An 18,823-nucleotide genomic window follows, 5' to 3' on the forward strand; every position below is an offset into this window, starting at 1 on the left:
AAAATAACAAAGATTTTTATGTACATGAAAAAATGAGGCTACAACTAGCCTCATTTTTCTTATATCGTTAATTCCAAACCTTTCCTATAATATTCATTCATTACATCTTTAGGAACCATACTTCCACCCGTTCCCCACACAATATGAGTACCTTTTTTCAACTTCTCTGTTAACTGTTGCTTTTGTAAATACTCATCTTCTTTACATACTTTTACTGGCCCAATCATACCTGCTAGTGCAGAAGGCTCTAAATAAATATTCTCCGTGTCAGCTAGTTCTTTTAACAATCTATATAACTCTTCATCGCTTACTGTGTAATTCCCACTCAAAAATGGTTCCATCGTTTTACCGACAAATCCAGACGGTCTTCCTACCGCTAGTCCGTCCGCGTCTGTTACATTATCAATCCCGATATCTTGAACAGCAATTTTATCATGAAGTCCTGTCATTAAACCGAGTAACATACATGGAGAGTGCGTAGGCTCCGCAAAGAAGCAGTGCACGTTGTCTTTATACAATAACTTTAAACCAAATGCGACGCCGCCAGGTCCGCCTCCTACTCCGCACGGAAGGTAAACGAATAAAGGATGATTTTCATCTACTACAATCTCTAACTCTTCTAATTGCTTTTGTAATCGCGATGCTGCTACTCCGTATCCTAAAAATAAATCATGGGAGTTTTCATCATCTACAAAATAACAGCTAGGATCGGCATCTGCTTGCTGACGCCCCTCTTCTACTGCTTTACTATAATCAGCTTCATACTCAATAACGTTTACACCTTTACTTCTTAATAAATCTTTTTTCCATTGTTTCGCATCTGCTGACATATGAACCGTTACGTTAAAACCTAGTTTCGCACTCATAATTCCAATGCTTAGCCCTAAATTTCCTGTTGAACCGACCGCAATTGAATATTTGGCAAAAAACTCTCTACATGTATCACTATCTAAAATGGAATAATCATCTTCTTCTGTTAACATACCATGCTGCAATGCTAGTTGTTCAGCATGTTTCAACACTTCATAAATGCCGCCCCTAGCTTTAATTGATCCTGATATCGGAAGATGACTATCACATTTTAATAATAATTCTCCTAAAATAGGTTGCTTGTAATTTGTCTCTAAAGCTTCTTTCATAGAAGGTATTTTCACTAAAGATGATTCGATTATGCCGTTCGTCCCTTTCGTTTCAGGAAAAACTTTCGCAATATATGGTGCAAAACGCTTTAATCTCTCTTCCGCATCTTTTACATTCTCTTCATTCAATGGTGTATCTTTTATTGCTGTTGCATACTTTTCTATGTTTGGATTTATCCAAAATACTTCTTCTGTTGCAATAAGTTTATTCACTAATGGGTATTCTGCTTGTAATGCCCCTATTTCTTTCATTTTGTTTCCTCCTTATATCCTTGTAGCTCACCATATAATAAATTATAATTAAATTAATTTTAATATAGTTTAACACAAATCGTTAACTTTAGTTAATTTTAATTTAATTTATTTAAATATAATTTAACAACCCTTAAGGAGATTTTCATTATGGAAAATATAGATATTGGTAAAAAAATTGAAAAACAAAGAAAAGAAAAAGGTTTAACTAGTAAAGAACTAGCAAAGATGGCCGATATTACACCATCTATGTTAAGTCAAATTGAGCGTGGGTCCGCTAACCCTTCTATTCAAACATTAAAAGTGCTTGCTAAAGCTCTTGATGTGCCAACATTTAGCTTTTTACTTGAAGATACAAATACAGACGATTTAATTGTACGTTCCCATAAACGAAAGAAAATGATTATCGATAATTTATCATATGAAATGCTTTCACCTGATTTCACTGGAAATTTAGCAACAGCAATTATGACCGTCCCGCCTAATACAGCTTCATCAGAAAATGTGCTAGAACATAAAGGAGAAGAATTAGCATTTGTCTTAGATGGGAAAATCACATTATATTTAAACGAGGAAGAATACGTATTAGAAACTGGCGACAGTGTAAAGATACCTGCTTATTTAAAGCATAAATGGGTGAATCATTTTGAGAAAAATGCGATAGTCTTATTTTCTGTTACTCCGCCGATTTTTTAATATATCAATAAAAACAGGTTACTTCTTATGAACTACACCTCCAATTGTTAGACTGTGTCTAACAATTGGAGGTGTAGTTTTCTTATGACTAAATTTACTTCAGAAAACAAAATGAATGCAGCAATACATTATCAAGATGGAAGTGAGAGTATAAAAGATATTGCGAAATCATTGAGAACGAATCACGAAGTGGTTCGAATATGTATAAAACAATTTGAATATCATGGAATCCGAGCATTTGAAAAAGACTATACAACGTATTTTGTACAGTATAAACTAGGCGTACTAAATTATATGTTCGAAAATGGGACGTCTCCAAACGAAACGGCAGTTATTTTTAATATTTCTTCATCTGGACTTATTAGAAAATGGCGTATTCAGCTACGTCAAAAAGGAGTAGACGCCCTTAAATCTAAGAAAAAGGGGCGTCAATCTATGACTAAGGACAATCAAAAATCAATTAAGAAACAAACACAAACAGAAGAGTCAGTAGAAGCATTACAAACTGAATTGGAGCGTTTGCGTATGGAGAATGCTTATTTAAAAAAGTTCAACGAATTGTGAAAAAGTTAGGTTTAAAGAGCCTAGTTCGTATGAAAAAATATCGCTCTTATAAAGGGAAAGTAGGTAAGATTACGCCAAATATTTTAGAACGTAACTTTAAGGCTAAAAAGCCAAACGAAAAATGAGTTACAGACATAACAGAATTTAAATTATGCGGCGAGAAGCTCTACTTATCACCGATGTTAGATCTATTTAATTGAGAGATAATCGCTTATACAATTGATTCAAGACCAACCTATTCACTTGTATCAAAGATGTTACGATAATGCGATTATTGAAAGTTTCTTTGGTATTATGAAATCTGAATTTCTTTATCTAAAAGATTTTGAAAGCATAGAACACTTTAAACAAGAATTTGAAAAATATATCGATTATTATAATCACAAACGAATTAAGGCAAAATTAAAAGGCATGAGCCCGGTACAATATCGAACTCATGTCCTAAAAGCTGCCTAATGAAACGACTTGTCAAACTTTCTGGGGTCAGTTCAACTTTTAACGAACCCATACCATAGTTTAGTATTAATGTTACTAGCTAACTCAATAGCCCCTTTACTATAAAAGCACCTAGATGCCTTCATATGATTATCTTCATCATAATATTTGATGGCTAATTTCCCATTATATTTTTGGAAGTATTCATATAAATTTTCCTTGGTGTAATATTTATTCCTAGATATTATGAGTTTTTCTAGCTCTTCTTCAGGAATATTTAGATGTATGCTTTTAAGATTTGGAAATGATGGTCATATTCTATATTTTTAAATCATTACTAATTTCCAATCCTGTTTCAAATACATTCAATACTTTGTCTTCCCTCCCCAATTTTGCAAATTCGCAAGCCAAAATTAAAATGCTCTATAATTGTTAGGGGACTCGGCAATTACTTCAGATATATGACGAATTGCTAATTCTGATAAATTCTAACTGTTGTATAAGAATCTTAAATTATGACAACCGATAAGGCAAGCATGATTCTCTTCATTTTTCTTAAATATATCCAAAGCAGAAACTAAACGCTCTTCAGCTAATTCATAATCGTTACGCTTACAAAAGATACCTTTGGCCTTACCTACTTATTGTAGAGCTACTACATATTGTTGATTGTGACCGTAAAACATAGCCATTTTATAGTAGAATTCTGCATGTTTTAATTCATCTGGAAATTTCTGTCATTCCCTCTTCCTAAGCCATACCACTAGTACTCAAAAATTCTGTTCTCCTAACTGTAATATCCCCTTATTTACCGGACATTTTACTTTCACTTCCCAGTGTCCATGTACTGTAACCCTTACCTGGGGATTAAACATTTTTAATTCATCTACACTGAAGATAATGCTTTTCTCCTCAAAAATTTTTTCCATAGTGTTTACTTTCCCTATCACTTCATTCTGCCAAAACACTTCTAATGAAGCCTCACTTTTAGGATCTCCCAAGTATTTATATACAACTTCAACTTCCCCTGTACGTTCAATTAGTTGAAAAAAACACTTTTTCATATCTATGGGACTATTAAGAACAATATTAGTTCCACAGGTATACGGCTTAAATATTGATCCATCAAGTTCTGTAAGACAATTGACTTTATGATACCAATTTCCTATGTAATCACTCTTAACAACTATTTTATTTGGGTTAAACTTGGGATCATAATAAAATATTATATCATGTGGACTATTAAAAACTACTCCATGCACGCGTGTATGAGTTTGTCCAATTGGTGTAGTAAGATCGTTAATCCAAAACACTTTAAAAAAAGAATCTACCCACCTGCTTTGATAGGTATTGATAATGATATAACCTGATTTATTTAAAGGTAATTCATGATAAATTTCTGGAACCGACGTGTATAATCTTTCACCACATCCATAGGGTTTTGCAACAGTTCCATCTCCATCATCAATAATGAATATACCCCCTTCTACCTCTAAATCCAATAAATCTGTCTCCATTGCACAAAAAAATGTACCATCTTCAAAAAAGAACATTACATGATATAGTTTTTCTACTTCATAATGCCCTGTAAATCCTTTTACAAACTCTCCATCATATTTCAATTCTTTAGTAGGTGGATATATTATACCTTTTAGACCCTTATATGTCCCTTCTTTAACCAGTGCTACTTTCCCAATATTAGGATCTCGGGGATCTAATTTTGGTCTAGGAGCATTATTAGTACTAATGCTATTGCGCGTATTTTCACTTATAACAAAGTCAGACAATCTTTTAGCCTCCCACAACATGTAATTCTATAGATTCATCATTTAATACAGTGCGGTCCACAGCAATAACCATCCCCTCACCAACTTCAATCATAATGAATTTTTCAGTGATATCTTTTAAACCACCAATATATGCATTTTCTTTACATGTAAGCATAATAGCTTTTCCAATTTGATCCCCTAATTCACTAATCGGATGTGATTTCCAATTACTTCTCATATAATCACCTCTAAACTATTCAAGTTTTAATACTCTCTTTATAATCGCTCTTTATAATCAAACCCAAAACTAAGCAAGAATATAAACAATTAATTTCTATATCAAAATTAATTGTTTATATAAATTAAAGTTTTCCATCATTAAAAAACTACATGTTTATTGCAATCTATTTAATAGTATTATAGGTAAATTAGTTTATATTTTATCTGCATGTAGAATTATTTTTTATTTCCTTAAAATTCCCCCTCAACTTTTTCAGCATATAAAACGATACTTATAATAGAAAGAGGTGTTTTAACTGTATAAAACAATGCCAAATTCAAAAGAAAGAGAATTTATATACAATAGCTCATACAACAAAGGGCATATAAGCACTCCTAGCATGGTAGCTCACTGTATTGGCCTAAGTACTCACGCAAAATTGGTTTACTCAAACATTTTGAATTACATTTATAAAAAAGGAGAATTCGCATTCCCAAGTATTTATAGATTATCTATATCTTGTTCCTGCTCAATAAATACAATTATTCGTTATATTAATGAATTAGTTGAAAAAGGATTTATAAAAAAAGAGGTCCCAGGTCGCGGAAAAAGTAATCGATACTACATAATAGAATGTGATAAAATTCCACTCCTAAAAGTATCAGAAATGATGTGGGAAGTAATAGATACACTTGCAAAAAAATATGGTTGGAAGGATATTATGAAATGTAAAAATTCAATATTATCTTTTCTCAATCAAAATAAATATTCATTACATCATATGGAGATTCAGCAAAATACAATAAACCACTTAAATGCTTTATTCCTTCATGTTTTAGAGAAAAAAGAATTAGATATTGAAATATTGACTAGTAATTTTATATTTAAAAATCAATCTATTATATAACAGTTTCAAAATTACAAAATCATATAAAGAATTTATAAACATAATGGGTGGTGTAAATATTGAATGAACCTTATGTTACTTGTGCACAATGTGTCGTTAGGGATTGGTGCCAACGTAGAAATGGTACTACTCCCCTGCCACAGGATTATACGATAAATCCTGAGTGTGGCGGTTATATCTTACTTAATCAGGCTATAAAGCTTTCTCAAATTCCTTTAGAATATCAAAATGCAAATAAAAGAAATTTCATAATAGACACGGATAACAAAATGTACAAAGATTACATTATAGATACTTTTAATTCAATTAAGGAAATTGTTAAGAATGGAAATAATCTCGCTTTTATACATCCACAAAAAGGAACTGGTAAATCATATACTGCTATAGCCTTTGCAATGGAATATATATTTAAATCAGTAATGAATCCTTCTTTATTTAATTTTGAGTCTCCGGTTGTACTCTATATTAAGTATGGTTCATGGGCAAATGATCTACGCCAAATTTATCAATTAAATGATGAAGATTTCACACAAAAAGTTTTACAACAAGTAAAACTCATGAAGACGGTTCCCTTACTAATACTTGATGATATAGGAAATGGAAGATTTACAAATTATATTAGAGATTTTACTTATGATGTGATTGATTTTCGTAAGGAAAATAAAAAATCAACATTTTTCACTTCTAATCTTACACTCCAACAATTAGAACAAGAGAATTGTCTTGGAGATATTATTACATCTCGTATGTTATTTAATACTGTTGTATATCAATTAGGAGGTCGTGATAGAAGACAAGAAAAAAGTTATATTTTGAAGCCCATTATATAGAGGTCTCGTCATGCAACGAGCTCTTTCTACAATCCATTTAACAATAATATGATAAATATGTAAAAATAGTATTACAATTAATATATTTCCATAGTATACTAATTTACATGATTAAATTTTCAGCTTATGAATTGAGAAGGAATGCATTAAATCCTTATATATAAATACCTGTAAAATAAAAGAAGTTAATTAGAACAAAATAAAGCATCAATATCTGTTTTGGATAGTAAGATGCTTTATTCCATTAGAGTTCTGATTTAATCTTCTATTCTTTTACGCCCTAAAAACGAACATAGGTTCTTTTATTTTTTTGGTAAAAAACAGAACATACGTTTTATTTTAAATCACCAAGGAACGTAGGTTCTATTTTTTCACCTTAAAAACGAACATAGGTTCCGTATTTTGTTATTAAAAAAATCGCAACTATTTCCATTATCACATCGATTATTATTTCGAGATTAGATGAAAAGGAGTCTATATTATGCCATCCATTGAAGAATTACAACTATTAAACCATATATTAGAAAATAAAGATTGGTCTTCAATTGATCAAAATGGCCTTGATGAAGAACATTTTCCTATACATAAAGATATTTTTAATTACATTAAAAATTTTAAAAAATTACAAAAACAACTTCCAACAATAGAAACCGTAATGAATATGTTTGAAGAATTTGAAATGGTCGAATTAGAAAAAACAGAATTTGTAGTAGATGCCCTTAAAGAAGATTGGTTACATAGAAAATTCAAGCCCTTTCTTCAAAAAGCAGCAAACCTTGTCGCTGAAAAAAAAACTGTTGAAGCTATTTTAGATATTAAATTAAATGCCACGAATATGTTAAAACTTGCGAATATTGACAACAAAGGATACTCATATACTGGAATGGCGGATACACGTAAGAGTAAATACATATCAATTCATGGTAGAGATGAAAATGAAATTTTAGGAGCGACTACAGGTTTTAAAACATTAGATTTAGCAACTAATGGATTAGTAAGTGATGGACAAGAAACTGATTATTTTCTTGTTTTCGCACCATCTAACATGGGTAAAACATTAATTTCTTCATTTATGTTAATGTCCGCCTGGAATAGTAATATCGAGTGGGATTTTCCTGCATACTTTGCTTTAGAACAACGTGCTGAAGAAATTGCACGAAATTGGGATCATGTCCTGGCTGGTGTATCAAATTTAGGCATACAACGTGGTACTATGTCCGCTGAACAAAAAGACCGTTACATATTCTTTTTAGATCAACTAAGGCAAAAGCAAAAAGATATGGTGATCTATGATATTCAAAAAAATGGTGGTCGCCCCTATTCAGTTACTGAAATACAGCGCATCCTTGAGTCTGAAGGACATACTCGCTTCGTTTTAGATCAATTATCAAAAGTACGTTTAAATAACTCCAATAATAATTTTGGAGATTTAAGACAAAGATTATTTGATATATCAGCAGCAGTACGTGAAATGATTTTAGGAACAGGAATTCCAGGTTATGTAGTAGCACAGGCTAACAGAGAATCCGCTAAAAGAATTAAAAAAAGTCTAACTGATAGCACGATGACTGGTGAGGATATCGGGGAAACTTATGCAATTTTCCAAGATGCTAGCAAAGGTATATCTATTATTAAAATAAATGAAACAACCTTTAAAGTACAGGTCATAAAAAATCGTGGCAATGCTAGTGGTCAAAGTTTCATTGTGCGATATAACTTTGATACAGGACTGATTAGTACCATTAACAATCAGTATGAAAAACAGTTCTTCTAGTATTAATAATGGAGATGAAAATACATGCAAAAAGCAAGAAATATAGAAATGCTCGAAAATACATCACTGGATATACCAAGTCTAATAGATGATTTGCGTTTTAAGTATCAGTATTCCCTTAGATACCAAAGTAACCATGCAGCATTTTCAAAGAAAAATGATAACGGCAATTATATAATGTGTTGCTGTCCGAACCATACAGAAACAAGACCATCATTTGGGATTTCTAAAACCCCTCCCTATCACACACACTGTTTCTGTTGTGGATACTTAGGAACCATAGATTGTGTAATTGAAACCGCTTTTGTTTTAGAGCAAGGCAACGGATTAAAAGCCCTATTATCGAATTACTATTTTGAAAACAATCGTAAACCTTTAGACATTTCAAAACTCTTAGCTACAAGAAAAAAATGTATAAAAGCAAATACGTTATCCGAAGAAACACTCAAAAAATTGGATGAGGAGAAATTTAAAAACCAAGGGATTTACAATGTAGCAATGTCCTATTTAATTAATCAGCGTGGAATAAACATGAAGACTTTAGATACTTACGAAATAAAAATAGATGTCAGAAATAAATGTATAGTATTTCCGCAACGTACTCGAAACGGGGATCTTCGCTTTTTACAAAAACGAAAAATTGGAAGTAATTATAAGGGTTCAAAATTTATCAACGAAGGATTACCAAACAAAAAAGATATTTTATTTGGACTTCATTTAATTAACCAACTACGAACATCAGCCAATCGGATTAAAAGAGTTCGTATCGTAGAATCTCCTATAGATGTAATGAGTAACTATCAAGTAGGTATTCCTGCTGTTGCAATTAATGGGAAATTATTATTTAAAAACCAAATACGCGAATTACATCTAGCAGGTATAGAGATTGTTGATCTATTTTTTGACAATGACAAAGCTGGAAAAGATGCAACACAAAAAGCAACAAAACAATTAATACAGGAAGGATTCACGGTCAATCATACGCTCTATCCACCCCAATTCACTGAAGATTCAAAAATCGACTCCAATGACTTACTTAAAATGGGATTACTAGATAAATTAAATACAAATTCAATTAGTTTACTAAGCAGTAAATTTTAATTCATTCAAATAAAGGGGATTTATATAATGAACACAGCAACTATAAACTTTCAAGATTTAATAATGGAAATACTAAACTCTGAATCTATAGCTAAAATTTTTAATTTTGAATTATTTAAGGTGAGAAATCAAGATAAAGAAGATGTGAAACAAGATTGTATCTTGCGTATAATGAAATCTCTTCAACAAACAACAGTTCCATCTGAAAAGCTACCTTCATTCTGTCAAACAATTATTAAAAGAACCGTGGTTGATTACTATCGTTATACAAATAGAATGGTAGAACAAAATTCGACTTCTGTATTTTATTGTGATGGATTTATTGAAGACGATTCTAGTGACAACAATTGCCCTACATTTTGCCAAGAGTCTTACGAACAAGGATATGAATTCTCAATTGTTAAAGCAGATTATGAAATACATAGAAATAAATTTACTCCGACTGAACAACATGTTATCGAATACATGCTATATGACGGCTTAGGAGTCTGTATGAATTTAGCCGAAATCGCAAACGAACTTAAAATTAATAAATCGCACTCTACAAGAGCATTAAAGAAATTGCGCAGCATTTATTGTTGTTAATATACTTAGTTCCCTACTATCTCAAACAACAATCACCCAAAAATATTGTAAAACAATTAAGAACATTTTGTAAACAAAAGTAACTTTTATTTTTATTATAAATTCCGCAACTTTTTAATTAGTTATTACGATAACTATTAATTAGTCTAGTATATACAACTAGTATACAACATCGACAATAATTTTCAAAGGCGTTTTATCTGTTTCTTATTAGATTTCAGCCTTCTTTTATATATAACAATTCATTACATGAACTTTACTGGAAAATTATTAAGCTTAGTTATTCAATTATTACTATTAAGTATTGGTTAGATTCATAACTTACAGTCTGCATTTTAAAACTTAATTTCTATTTATTCATATAAACAAAATGAACAAAGTTAATTTAAATAAACCTTTATATCTATATATAACAATTTATAGACGGTATATATATCCTGTCAATTTAAGGAGGAAATAAAGTATGACAACAATAAAAGGATTAGATGCAATTTTAAAAGTGGGAAATACCTTTCTTACGTTTAAAGATAAAAAACCACTTACACTTTTATTTATCGATTGGTATGAAAATCTGGTTGGTATTCGCGAGCATTATGAACCTACCTTAAAACCCAAATATATACGTTGTCCAGGGACAGGTGTGTGCCCCCTTTGTCACGTTAATCCGAGTAAATATCCGAATTTAAAGATTAAATTACGTGTATATGATCCATTAGATAATAAGATTAAGCTAGTCTCTTTAGCGAAAACTCACATTCAAAAATTACACACAGATTTTAATCTTCACATGATTGATCCTACAAAAGACTTTGTCACTATTTCTAGAAGTGGAACAGGTGCTAATGATACCACTTATTCAGCTAAACCATACCATTATACTTCAGTGGATGAAGAACCTATATTAAATAAACCAGACTTTAATGAAATTGAAATGCTTGATATATCAACATATATAACTTCTCATAGTCCTGATGAAATCCAGGAATTTATGAATGCAGCATCAACAATATATAATTTACAGCAAGCACAGTTTCAATGTAGTTCCCCTACTCTTCCATTGGCTACTGAAGGTTTTGATGAAATGGAACAATTGCGAACTACTAATCATAAATTACCATTTTAGAAAACAGTATGGAATTTTAATTTCTATTATTAAATATAGAAAGGGACGATTATTTCGTCCCTTTTTGAAGTAAGGAGTTGTAAATTTTGTTTTTTAAATCAAATGAATCCAATCAGGACATTTTTACACTATTAAATAAGCGCGAAGTAAAAGAAAGCACACAAAAAACACGTATAAAAAAAAATGAGAAAAAAAAGATTACGATAAAACAAAATCAATATGTTCACGGAATTAATCATTCAGTAAAACTACCTTCAAATTACTACTTAATACATACACCTAAACAATTTGAAGAATTTATTACCAAGTATAAGGTGTATAAAACCTTACATTCGCAAGCTTATACATTTATTGATACGAAATCCACTGGTTTCAATCCTTTTAAAGACTCAATCATCTCAATTACGATTGGATTTATGGATAACAGTTTTTTTTATATACCTATTAAGCCTTTTAAACATGGATTATCACAGCATATCTCTACATTAAGTCTAGAATACACGATGAAAAAACTCTCACCACTATTAGAGAAAGATACCTTATTAATACTTAGTAACAGTAAGCAACACATTCATGCTCTATATAATTGGTGTGATTTTGACATTACATATAATATCTTTTGGGATACTGAGATAGCTGCAAGCCTATTAAATGAGAACCATCCAAAAGGTGTAAAAGAATGGTATAAAGAATATGTATTACCTCGTCTTATTTCAAATGGAACCATTTTAAATACCATTGATAGAAAAAAATATATGATTGAAAAGACACTCTATGATCAGCTACAACGTCATGTAGCTACCTACTTCGCTTGCTATGATATTTTTATGCTAAAGTCTGTATTCGAGTATCAAAAAAGGATTTTTGAAAACCCTAAATTTAATCTTGTTCCTATATATAAATTATTTAGGGAAATAGAGATGCCTTTAATAGCCGTACTTACTACCGCTGAAAGAAAAGGAATTAAAATTAGTGAAGAATTTCTAAGTAATGATGTAAAACAAATACTCCAAACGAAATTACAATCCGTAAAAAAAGAAATATTGAATTACCTAGGTTCCACTATCACATTAAATAATTGTATACACCCACCTAAGCAACAAAATAAATATAATGGCGTAAATAAATTAACAAGCACTTTGTTTAATATAAATTCTCCAGCCCATTTGGCCCAAAAACTTTATATTGATAACGCTATTCTAAAACCTATCATGGAATATGACAAAGGTTGCAAAAGTGTGATTTCCAAACTAAAAACAGATAGAAAAACGCTGATACGTAATCTATCAAAGCATCCTGTAATTCCTCTAATTCTAGAATATCGTCGCTTAGTGAAATTAATAAGTTCTTTTTGTGACTCCCTACCCAAAGAACAACAAGGTACTATTGATAATAAAATCCATCCTATCTATAACTCTGTAGGAACTAAAACAGGCCGTATGAGTTGCTCGTCACCAAACCTAAAGTTGTGGGCTGCATAAAGGTGACTTTATGTGTAAGCAGATCGTTAATTCAGGGGAAACTAAGGGTAATTACCTATGTCAATCCTGAGCCAAGTCTAATAGGGATATTAGAAAGGTGCAGAGACTACTTAAATTAACCTAGAACAGGCGAAATAAGCACGAAAGCGATCCACCCTTCTACAACAGGGTGATGATATAGTCCGATACTCTTTGAAAAGAGAGAGCAAGGATAAAGAGCCTTGCATTACTACAATGACAACAAGTACCAAGTAAAGCTGATTTTATACGTATGGCCTTTAGAGCAGAAAGAGGTAGATTATTCACCAGTATTGACTTCAGTTTACAAAACGTTGGCTGAAGTCGTTAATCTAAACCTACTCAAAACAGGGAACGCCCTCATGTAACGGTGGAGCGAATCCTGTGCTTCTAGTGACAAGAAGTGCAACGACTGCTTGTTAATTATCATCTTGATTCATAGTTAACAAAATAATGAGTCGTCTATCAACCAAAATTGATAAATCCATCGAACTCATTTATACGGTAGGCTATGGGCTTAGTGGTCACAAAATTTGCCCATTATTTGCAGGAATGCAACAGAAGGTATAGTCTAATCCGACTCCTTTAAGGAGTGTTCAAATACCATGAAAATGGCGGTATACATACAACAAGAATTACGTTGGCTCGCAATAGTAACACAAGAACCGGTTCTAATTGAAGCCTTTAAGAAAGGTTTAGATGTACATAGTCAAATCACTTGCCAAATTAAGGGGTTTACTTATAACTTGTTTGAGGATATTCGAAATTATAAAAGAGAGACATTAAAAGAGACTCAGCATCATATACAACAGCTTATAAATAAATGGTCAGATACCCCAGAATGTCTATATATCTTGAAGATATATAATATGAAGGAACTAAATAGTACTACTATTCCTTCTCTGGCAAATGCTTTTGAATCGCTTAGAAAAGAAATGAAAAGCATTGTATTCGGTAAAGGGATTGCCGAATTAAAATCTCACTCAAAACAGGGAAACCTAAGTGTATAAGCATATGGTAATCCTGTGCCAAAGCGTTCATATGAATGGCAGGTGCAGAGACTTATAGCGTTCCGCGGTTATATAAACAACCAATCTAACGAGTTCGCTTAATGTGAGAAGTAACTTGAAATAGTTGCTAAGGTATAGTCCACTCCCTTAGGAAACTAAGGGGTTTAAGTGACCTTATATGGTATAACAGAAATCGGTTTATCTGATCAATTAAATATTACAAAAGCAGCAGCTACTTCGTTAATTAATCAATTTAAAAAACAATTACCTAACTTTTTAAGATGGGAATCTGAAACACATAGAGAAGTTTTAACTAATGGTTATGTAAAAGATTTGTTTGGTAGAAAAAGACGTTTTAAAGAAACAATTTTAAAAACTACCTCTTCTTCCACCTTTAAGAACAAAAATTCAGATTGGAGATTAGAGAAAATAAAACGGCAAAGTTGTAACTTTAAAATACAAGGAACTTCTGCGACACAAGTAAAAAAAGCCATGGTAAATTTATTTTATCCCACCCGGCCAGATGGTACAAAATGCTTAGATAGAGATGAATGGCTACAGGAGAATTACAAATCTATACTTGAAGAGCATGATATACACATCGTATTACAGATACATGATGAATTAATCTTTGATGTACCACAAAATGTTTCCCAAGACGTTTTAAAAGAAATTTCAAATATTATGCTAAACGCCATTCCTTCTACCCATTTAGGAGTGACATTCCATTCGGATATTCATACCTCTCCATATTGGGGTGGTACATTTTCAATTGAGGAAATTAAAAAGTTTTCTAATAGGGATTTAGATCTGAACAGATTATTTCATCAACAATTTAAACAGAAAATAAACAACTTCCTGAATTCAACGTTTTAGGCGAATTTAATAGAAAATGAATTAAACATTATAATTGCCACTTTGATTAAATGAGATAATAAAAAAACGTACACTTCTGTACGTTTTTTTATCTTTTTAGCTCCTAATTATCTATACAAAAAATTGAAATACCATTTCAACTTCTGCCTCATTTGTATATTCAACCCTAGGCATGGTGCTCGGATTACCATCAATAGCTAACGATAACGGTGCAATACTAACCATTGGTGTAGGTGTTGTTAATAAAACCTTACATGCAGTTACCCATTCTACGCCATATTTCTGACGCGCCGAATCATTTAATTTCACATCAATTCTAGAAATATTTCCAAAGTTCGTTACTGACTCCCCTGTTTGCCTATTGAACCCTTTAACCGCAATACCATTACGTAACGAGTCATACGATACAATATACTTCTCTGATGCAATTGTAAGGATTTTATACGGCATTGCACTCTTAACAAATTCAAATACATTTGGTCGTTTGTCGGGCTTTCTAGTACTCATCTCAAATACGCTAATTAATTCAATATCTTTAAGTGATAATTGTCTCTTTTTACCTCCGCAATTGCTTGCTGTATCATATGGTACAGGAGCTATATCATGAGATAATTCACCTGGAATATCAATACAATTAAAGCACCTTTCAATAGATTCTATAATTGTAACAAAGTTTAATAATTCAAAATCTATATTTGTACGTTCTAATTCATATAATTTTTGTTCAAGCATCTCTAATTCTATTTCCAAACGACATTTTGTAATCGAGGAACAATCTGAACTAGCTATATCATCTCTCATACGCTGCATAGCATCTTCAATAGCTAAGATTTCCTCATACAAATCTCCAAATCTAATTGTCATTATCACTTCCTCCTCACTTTTTTTTCGGAGCCTTAGTAGGATCTAATGTCCAAGTGATCCAATCGCTTACATCTTTTAAAGAGCTTACATGGAAGTACTCTCTACACTGTCTAAAGAAAGGAATGATAGGACTATTCCAATTCCCTGGCCCTATTTTCCCAGGTCCTTTTCTTCCTGGAAGAACTGTATATATAGTTTTCATAGGCACTAACGCATAACGATTAAATACTTTAAGGCTATTTAGCTTCCCGTCAACCTGATCGTATGTAACTTCTTTATACAGGCGATGTGAAGGTTCGCTACTGCCCTCTAACTTTTGTCTATCATCTGATACAAGAATAAGAGAATTCTCTACGGGTTTACCATTTATTACACTTTTATCTATCACTTGATCAATCGAATGATAAATTGCAGACATACCAGATTCAGGGAAATCCGATCCTCGATTAAATGTTAGCGTACTAATATCAGAAAATGCTTGTGCTAATCCTTGTACATCTACACTTTTATTCAGTAGAACTCTCCAAAAGTTCGGCCTATTCTTTCCTGCTCTGTCTGTAGGATCAGCATAGGCTACTAATGATACTTTACATGGGATTTTAGCAGCTTTAGCATAACGCTCGATTTCATTTGCTGTGGCAACTAATAAGTTTCTAACACGACCTCCAGGTTCAAGGCCCCCTCCTTCAAACATAGATTCAGAAATATCTACAACGAAAATAATATTAACCCCTGTGACTGTAACAGGTGGTACCCATGGATCCGGTTTTGGATAAGGTAAAACTTGTGGTTTTCGTGCATAAGAAGGTCTCACGCACTCCCTTATACATTCCCTAATTTTATACATTAATGTATCCAAGTTTTCACCAGATTCAAGTCCTGATTCCATGATTACTTCACGTATAGCTTCTAATTCATCTACATATTGCCGTAAAGCATCTACTGAGTATGGATGGCTATGTGCCATACCCTTACGCAAATCTTTAATCATTTTATCTATTTCTTTAACATATCTCATAATACTTTTAAGTTTAGGCATATCGATTGTAACCTCCTAACCAAATATAGTAAGCCCATTATAGGAAAAGGTGTGTCAAATGACACACCTTTGTGGTATTACCTTTTCAAGTTTCTTCTCAATTTAAGGCATCTTTTTCTAATACTTCCTCTTCAGCCTCCATTTGGCTTGCTAATTTACTAGCCTCAATAAATTCCTGAATTTCTTGCTTAGGAGTAAATCCAACTTTCTTTTCAATATTTTTACCATCTTTCATAAACAGAAGCGTTGGAATCGTACTAACTTCACACAATTTAGTGATATCTAAAAATTGATCAGCGTTAACTTGAATAAATTTAATATCGTCAATTTCTTTTGACAATTCCTTAATATCCTGTGTAATCATTTTACAGGGGCCACACCAAGTAGTATAAAAATAAACTAAAACAAACCCTTCTACTATCTTTTCTTTAAATTCTTCAACTGTATTAATTTCAAACATTTTATTCCTACCTCCTGTAAAGTATTTATAAGGAAGAACGCTAACAAATCCTTTATACTGTATATTAATATAAAATAATTATATATTTGCATACATTTATGTCTACTTAATTTCCACCACAGCCGCATCCAACCTTACGAGCTACCGTATATGTATTACCGTCATTCCACTCTTGAGAAATATTTAATGCATTACGAGCAGAACTAGCCCAAACTTCTTTTTCTACATATTTTCCTTCTGCATCATGACCAGAAACCATATATTTTCGCTTGCCTAACAAATTAACCCTCTCCTTAATTACTTTTATAGAAATTACCTAAATGCTCAAAGCGAGGAACTTTTACTCCGCATACCTCAATATCCGCCATAAAAGTACTCTGAGGTTCAATCCAAGTATTCCCTTTAGCATCTTCATAAATTACCATTTCTTCATCAGTTCCTGTTTGTTTTCCCTTACCAGTAACGAGATAAATTCCACCCTTATAATATCTATAGATTTTAACTTTTTTATTATCCATATCTCCTCAACCTAAACATAATTCTCATATAAATTTATTTAATAATTTCCTTCATTTCTTTTAACCAATTTACTAAAACCATTTCTATTTCCTGCAAACGTCTTATAGAAGTACTTTCAATCATTCTTTTAGATGCTTTATTGCAAATATAGAGACGTTCTTTTTCAATATCAAATACCAAAGAAAGATGGTAATCTTGTAAACCAAGTGAAGTGGAATCATATCTTACCATTCGTTTAATGGAATGCTCGATATGTATCTCCTTTAACTTACTAGCGAGTTTTTCTCTATGCTTTTTCCACTGATCCGTTGTAAATGTATTTAATAGCATATTAAATTATCACCAACCTTAAAATCATATCCTCTAAATCTCATTTATTAACTACATTAAAATTGCTGAATCATAGTCCCCTGATACAATATAATTAATCCCTGAATCATTATGAATTTTAATTATAATCACTTCGTTAATTTGATGATTTATAAACGATCCATAAGGTACCTCAATATCTTTCATTGCATCTATAACATTTTGAATCTCTTTATTCTTAACTTTCATTGCATTTTCTATTTTGCTGCTACTATTAGAAAAATGTAATGGATACTGTAAGTTTTGCTCCGTTACATTTTTTACATTTAGTTGTTTCACTAAATATTTCACATAATCTTCTGCTTTTTTAAGCCGATTCTCCATATTACGATAGTTCTTTTCTAGCTCGGCAATATAAAGATTTCTACTCATATCTGCTTCATTATTAGAATTTGATTCAGAAGCATTCTTAGCCTTTTTATTCAATTGACTTTTTTCCTCATTGTTATCTCTTACTTGCAAATGTTGTACCTCAAGCAAATCTACATGTTTCAAGGCATTATTTTCACCTTGTTCTAATTCTTTTTTTATTGCCTTTTGCAAGTAATTAAACCATTGGACTAGCCATGTGTTATCAATATGACCATGAATAATTTTGTTTTGTTCTTCCATAGAAAAATCCATGTCACAAATTCTAGCAAGTCCGGAATTAATGTCGATACTAATGGACAAATTTTCGCCACTTTGAATTAACTGTACTAATCGACTAATTTTCTTAGATAATTCCATATCGTTTACCTCTCCTATTTCATACTGGTATTATAGTAGTCGAAATATATATCAATTTAGTTG

At 31.7% G+C, this 18,823-nt stretch carries 20 protein-coding genes and 1 pseudogene; 11 read left to right on the forward strand and 10 right to left on the reverse strand.

What is annotated here, in order from left to right:
- Window positions 1-59 precede the first annotated feature (59 nt).
- Window positions 60-1,391, reverse strand: a complete 1,332-nt coding sequence (locus B9A45_RS20885; protein ID WP_053514159.1) for a D-serine ammonia-lyase — start codon at window positions 1,389-1,391, stop codon at window positions 60-62.
- 150 nt (window positions 1,392-1,541) lie between these two features.
- Here B9A45_RS20885 and B9A45_RS20890 point away from each other — a divergent pair, with 150 nt between their 5' ends.
- Together B9A45_RS20890 and B9A45_RS20895 are read left to right on the forward strand one after the other, a co-directional pair.
- A complete protein-coding gene (locus tag B9A45_RS20890) occupies window positions 1,542-2,087 on the forward strand; it encodes a helix-turn-helix domain-containing protein (protein WP_000427637.1) in 546 nt (181 codons plus the stop codon).
- 84 nt (window positions 2,088-2,171) lie between these two features.
- Window positions 2,172-3,107 (forward strand): annotated as a pseudogene (locus B9A45_RS20895) (IS3 family transposase).
- Between the two features lie 749 nt (window positions 3,108-3,856).
- Here the strand turns inward: B9A45_RS20895 and B9A45_RS20905 are convergent.
- Together B9A45_RS20905 and B9A45_RS20910 are read right to left on the reverse strand one after the other, a co-directional pair.
- The gene (locus B9A45_RS20905) at window positions 3,857-4,873 is read right to left on the reverse strand and encodes a hypothetical protein (protein ID WP_084064769.1); all 1,017 of its coding nucleotides are present in this window, start codon (window positions 4,871-4,873) and stop codon (window positions 3,857-3,859) included.
- 4 nt (window positions 4,874-4,877) lie between these two features.
- Window positions 4,878-5,093, reverse strand: a complete 216-nt coding sequence (locus B9A45_RS20910; protein WP_001257365.1) for a hypothetical protein — start codon at window positions 5,091-5,093, stop codon at window positions 4,878-4,880.
- Between the two features lie 310 nt (window positions 5,094-5,403).
- Here B9A45_RS20910 and B9A45_RS20915 point away from each other — a divergent pair, with 310 nt between their 5' ends.
- From B9A45_RS20915 to B9A45_RS20955, 9 genes are all read left to right on the forward strand, one after another.
- Complete coding sequence (locus B9A45_RS20915) at window positions 5,404-5,982, forward strand: helix-turn-helix domain-containing protein (RefSeq protein WP_001133840.1); 579 nt, start codon at window positions 5,404-5,406, stop codon at window positions 5,980-5,982.
- Between the two features lie 59 nt (window positions 5,983-6,041).
- Window positions 6,042-6,812: an ATP-binding protein gene (locus B9A45_RS20920; RefSeq protein WP_053514162.1), complete on the forward strand. Its 771-nt coding sequence runs from the start codon at window positions 6,042-6,044 to the stop codon at window positions 6,810-6,812.
- Window positions 6,813-7,293: 481 nt separating this feature from the next.
- Complete coding sequence (locus B9A45_RS20925; RefSeq protein ID WP_084064777.1) at window positions 7,294-8,586, forward strand: DnaB-like helicase C-terminal domain-containing protein; 1,293 nt, start codon at window positions 7,294-7,296, stop codon at window positions 8,584-8,586.
- Between the two features lie 24 nt (window positions 8,587-8,610).
- The gene (locus B9A45_RS20930; RefSeq protein WP_084064780.1) at window positions 8,611-9,687 is read left to right on the forward strand and encodes a toprim domain-containing protein; all 1,077 of its coding nucleotides are present in this window, start codon (window positions 8,611-8,613) and stop codon (window positions 9,685-9,687) included.
- A 27-nt stretch (window positions 9,688-9,714) separates the two neighbouring features.
- Entirely contained in the window at window positions 9,715-10,272 is a 558-nt protein-coding gene (locus B9A45_RS20935) for a sigma-70 RNA polymerase sigma factor region 4 domain-containing protein (RefSeq protein ID WP_001090549.1), read from the forward strand.
- Between the two features lie 463 nt (window positions 10,273-10,735).
- Window positions 10,736-11,395 carry a hypothetical protein gene (locus B9A45_RS20940; protein ID WP_084064784.1) on the forward strand — a complete coding sequence of 220 codons (660 nt, stop codon included), beginning with the start codon at window positions 10,736-10,738 and terminating at the stop codon, window positions 11,393-11,395.
- An 86-nt stretch (window positions 11,396-11,481) separates the two neighbouring features.
- Window positions 11,482-12,876: a DNA polymerase gene (locus B9A45_RS20945; protein WP_084064788.1), complete on the forward strand. Its 1,395-nt coding sequence runs from the start codon at window positions 11,482-11,484 to the stop codon at window positions 12,874-12,876.
- A 623-nt stretch (window positions 12,877-13,499) separates the two neighbouring features.
- Entirely contained in the window at window positions 13,500-13,904 is a 405-nt protein-coding gene (locus tag B9A45_RS20950) for a hypothetical protein (RefSeq protein ID WP_000781409.1), read from the forward strand.
- Window positions 13,905-14,072: 168 nt separating this feature from the next.
- A complete protein-coding gene (locus B9A45_RS20955; protein ID WP_084064791.1) occupies window positions 14,073-14,780 on the forward strand; it encodes a DNA polymerase in 708 nt (235 codons plus the stop codon).
- Window positions 14,781-14,891: 111 nt separating this feature from the next.
- Here the strand turns inward: B9A45_RS20955 and B9A45_RS20960 are convergent, their stop codons facing one another.
- From B9A45_RS20960 to B9A45_RS20985, 7 genes are all read right to left on the reverse strand, one after another.
- Entirely contained in the window at window positions 14,892-15,644 is a 753-nt protein-coding gene (locus B9A45_RS20960; RefSeq protein ID WP_053514168.1) for a hypothetical protein, read from the reverse strand.
- 13 nt (window positions 15,645-15,657) lie between these two features.
- The gene (locus tag B9A45_RS20965; RefSeq protein ID WP_001125260.1) at window positions 15,658-16,683 is read right to left on the reverse strand and encodes a vWA domain-containing protein; all 1,026 of its coding nucleotides are present in this window, start codon (window positions 16,681-16,683) and stop codon (window positions 15,658-15,660) included.
- 97 nt (window positions 16,684-16,780) lie between these two features.
- Window positions 16,781-17,143 (reverse strand): thioredoxin family protein, encoded by a 363-nt coding sequence (locus tag B9A45_RS20970; RefSeq protein WP_000461692.1) that lies wholly within the window; start codon window positions 17,141-17,143, stop codon window positions 16,781-16,783.
- 106 nt (window positions 17,144-17,249) lie between these two features.
- Complete coding sequence (locus B9A45_RS32260; RefSeq protein WP_000900867.1) at window positions 17,250-17,423, reverse strand: hypothetical protein; 174 nt, start codon at window positions 17,421-17,423, stop codon at window positions 17,250-17,252.
- Between the two features lie 13 nt (window positions 17,424-17,436).
- Complete coding sequence (locus B9A45_RS20975; protein ID WP_000369000.1) at window positions 17,437-17,661, reverse strand: DUF1653 domain-containing protein; 225 nt, start codon at window positions 17,659-17,661, stop codon at window positions 17,437-17,439.
- A 34-nt stretch (window positions 17,662-17,695) separates the two neighbouring features.
- Window positions 17,696-17,992 (reverse strand): hypothetical protein, encoded by a 297-nt coding sequence (locus B9A45_RS20980; RefSeq protein ID WP_084064796.1) that lies wholly within the window; start codon window positions 17,990-17,992, stop codon window positions 17,696-17,698.
- Between the two features lie 51 nt (window positions 17,993-18,043).
- Window positions 18,044-18,760, reverse strand: a complete 717-nt coding sequence (locus B9A45_RS20985; protein WP_084064799.1) for an NADH dehydrogenase — start codon at window positions 18,758-18,760, stop codon at window positions 18,044-18,046.
- Between the last annotated feature and the right edge of the window lie 63 nt (window positions 18,761-18,823).

The sequence above is a fragment of the Bacillus sp. JKS001846 genome (assembly GCF_900176455.1).
Classification (GTDB): Bacteria; Bacillota; Bacilli; order Bacillales; family Bacillaceae_G; genus Bacillus_A; species Bacillus_A cereus.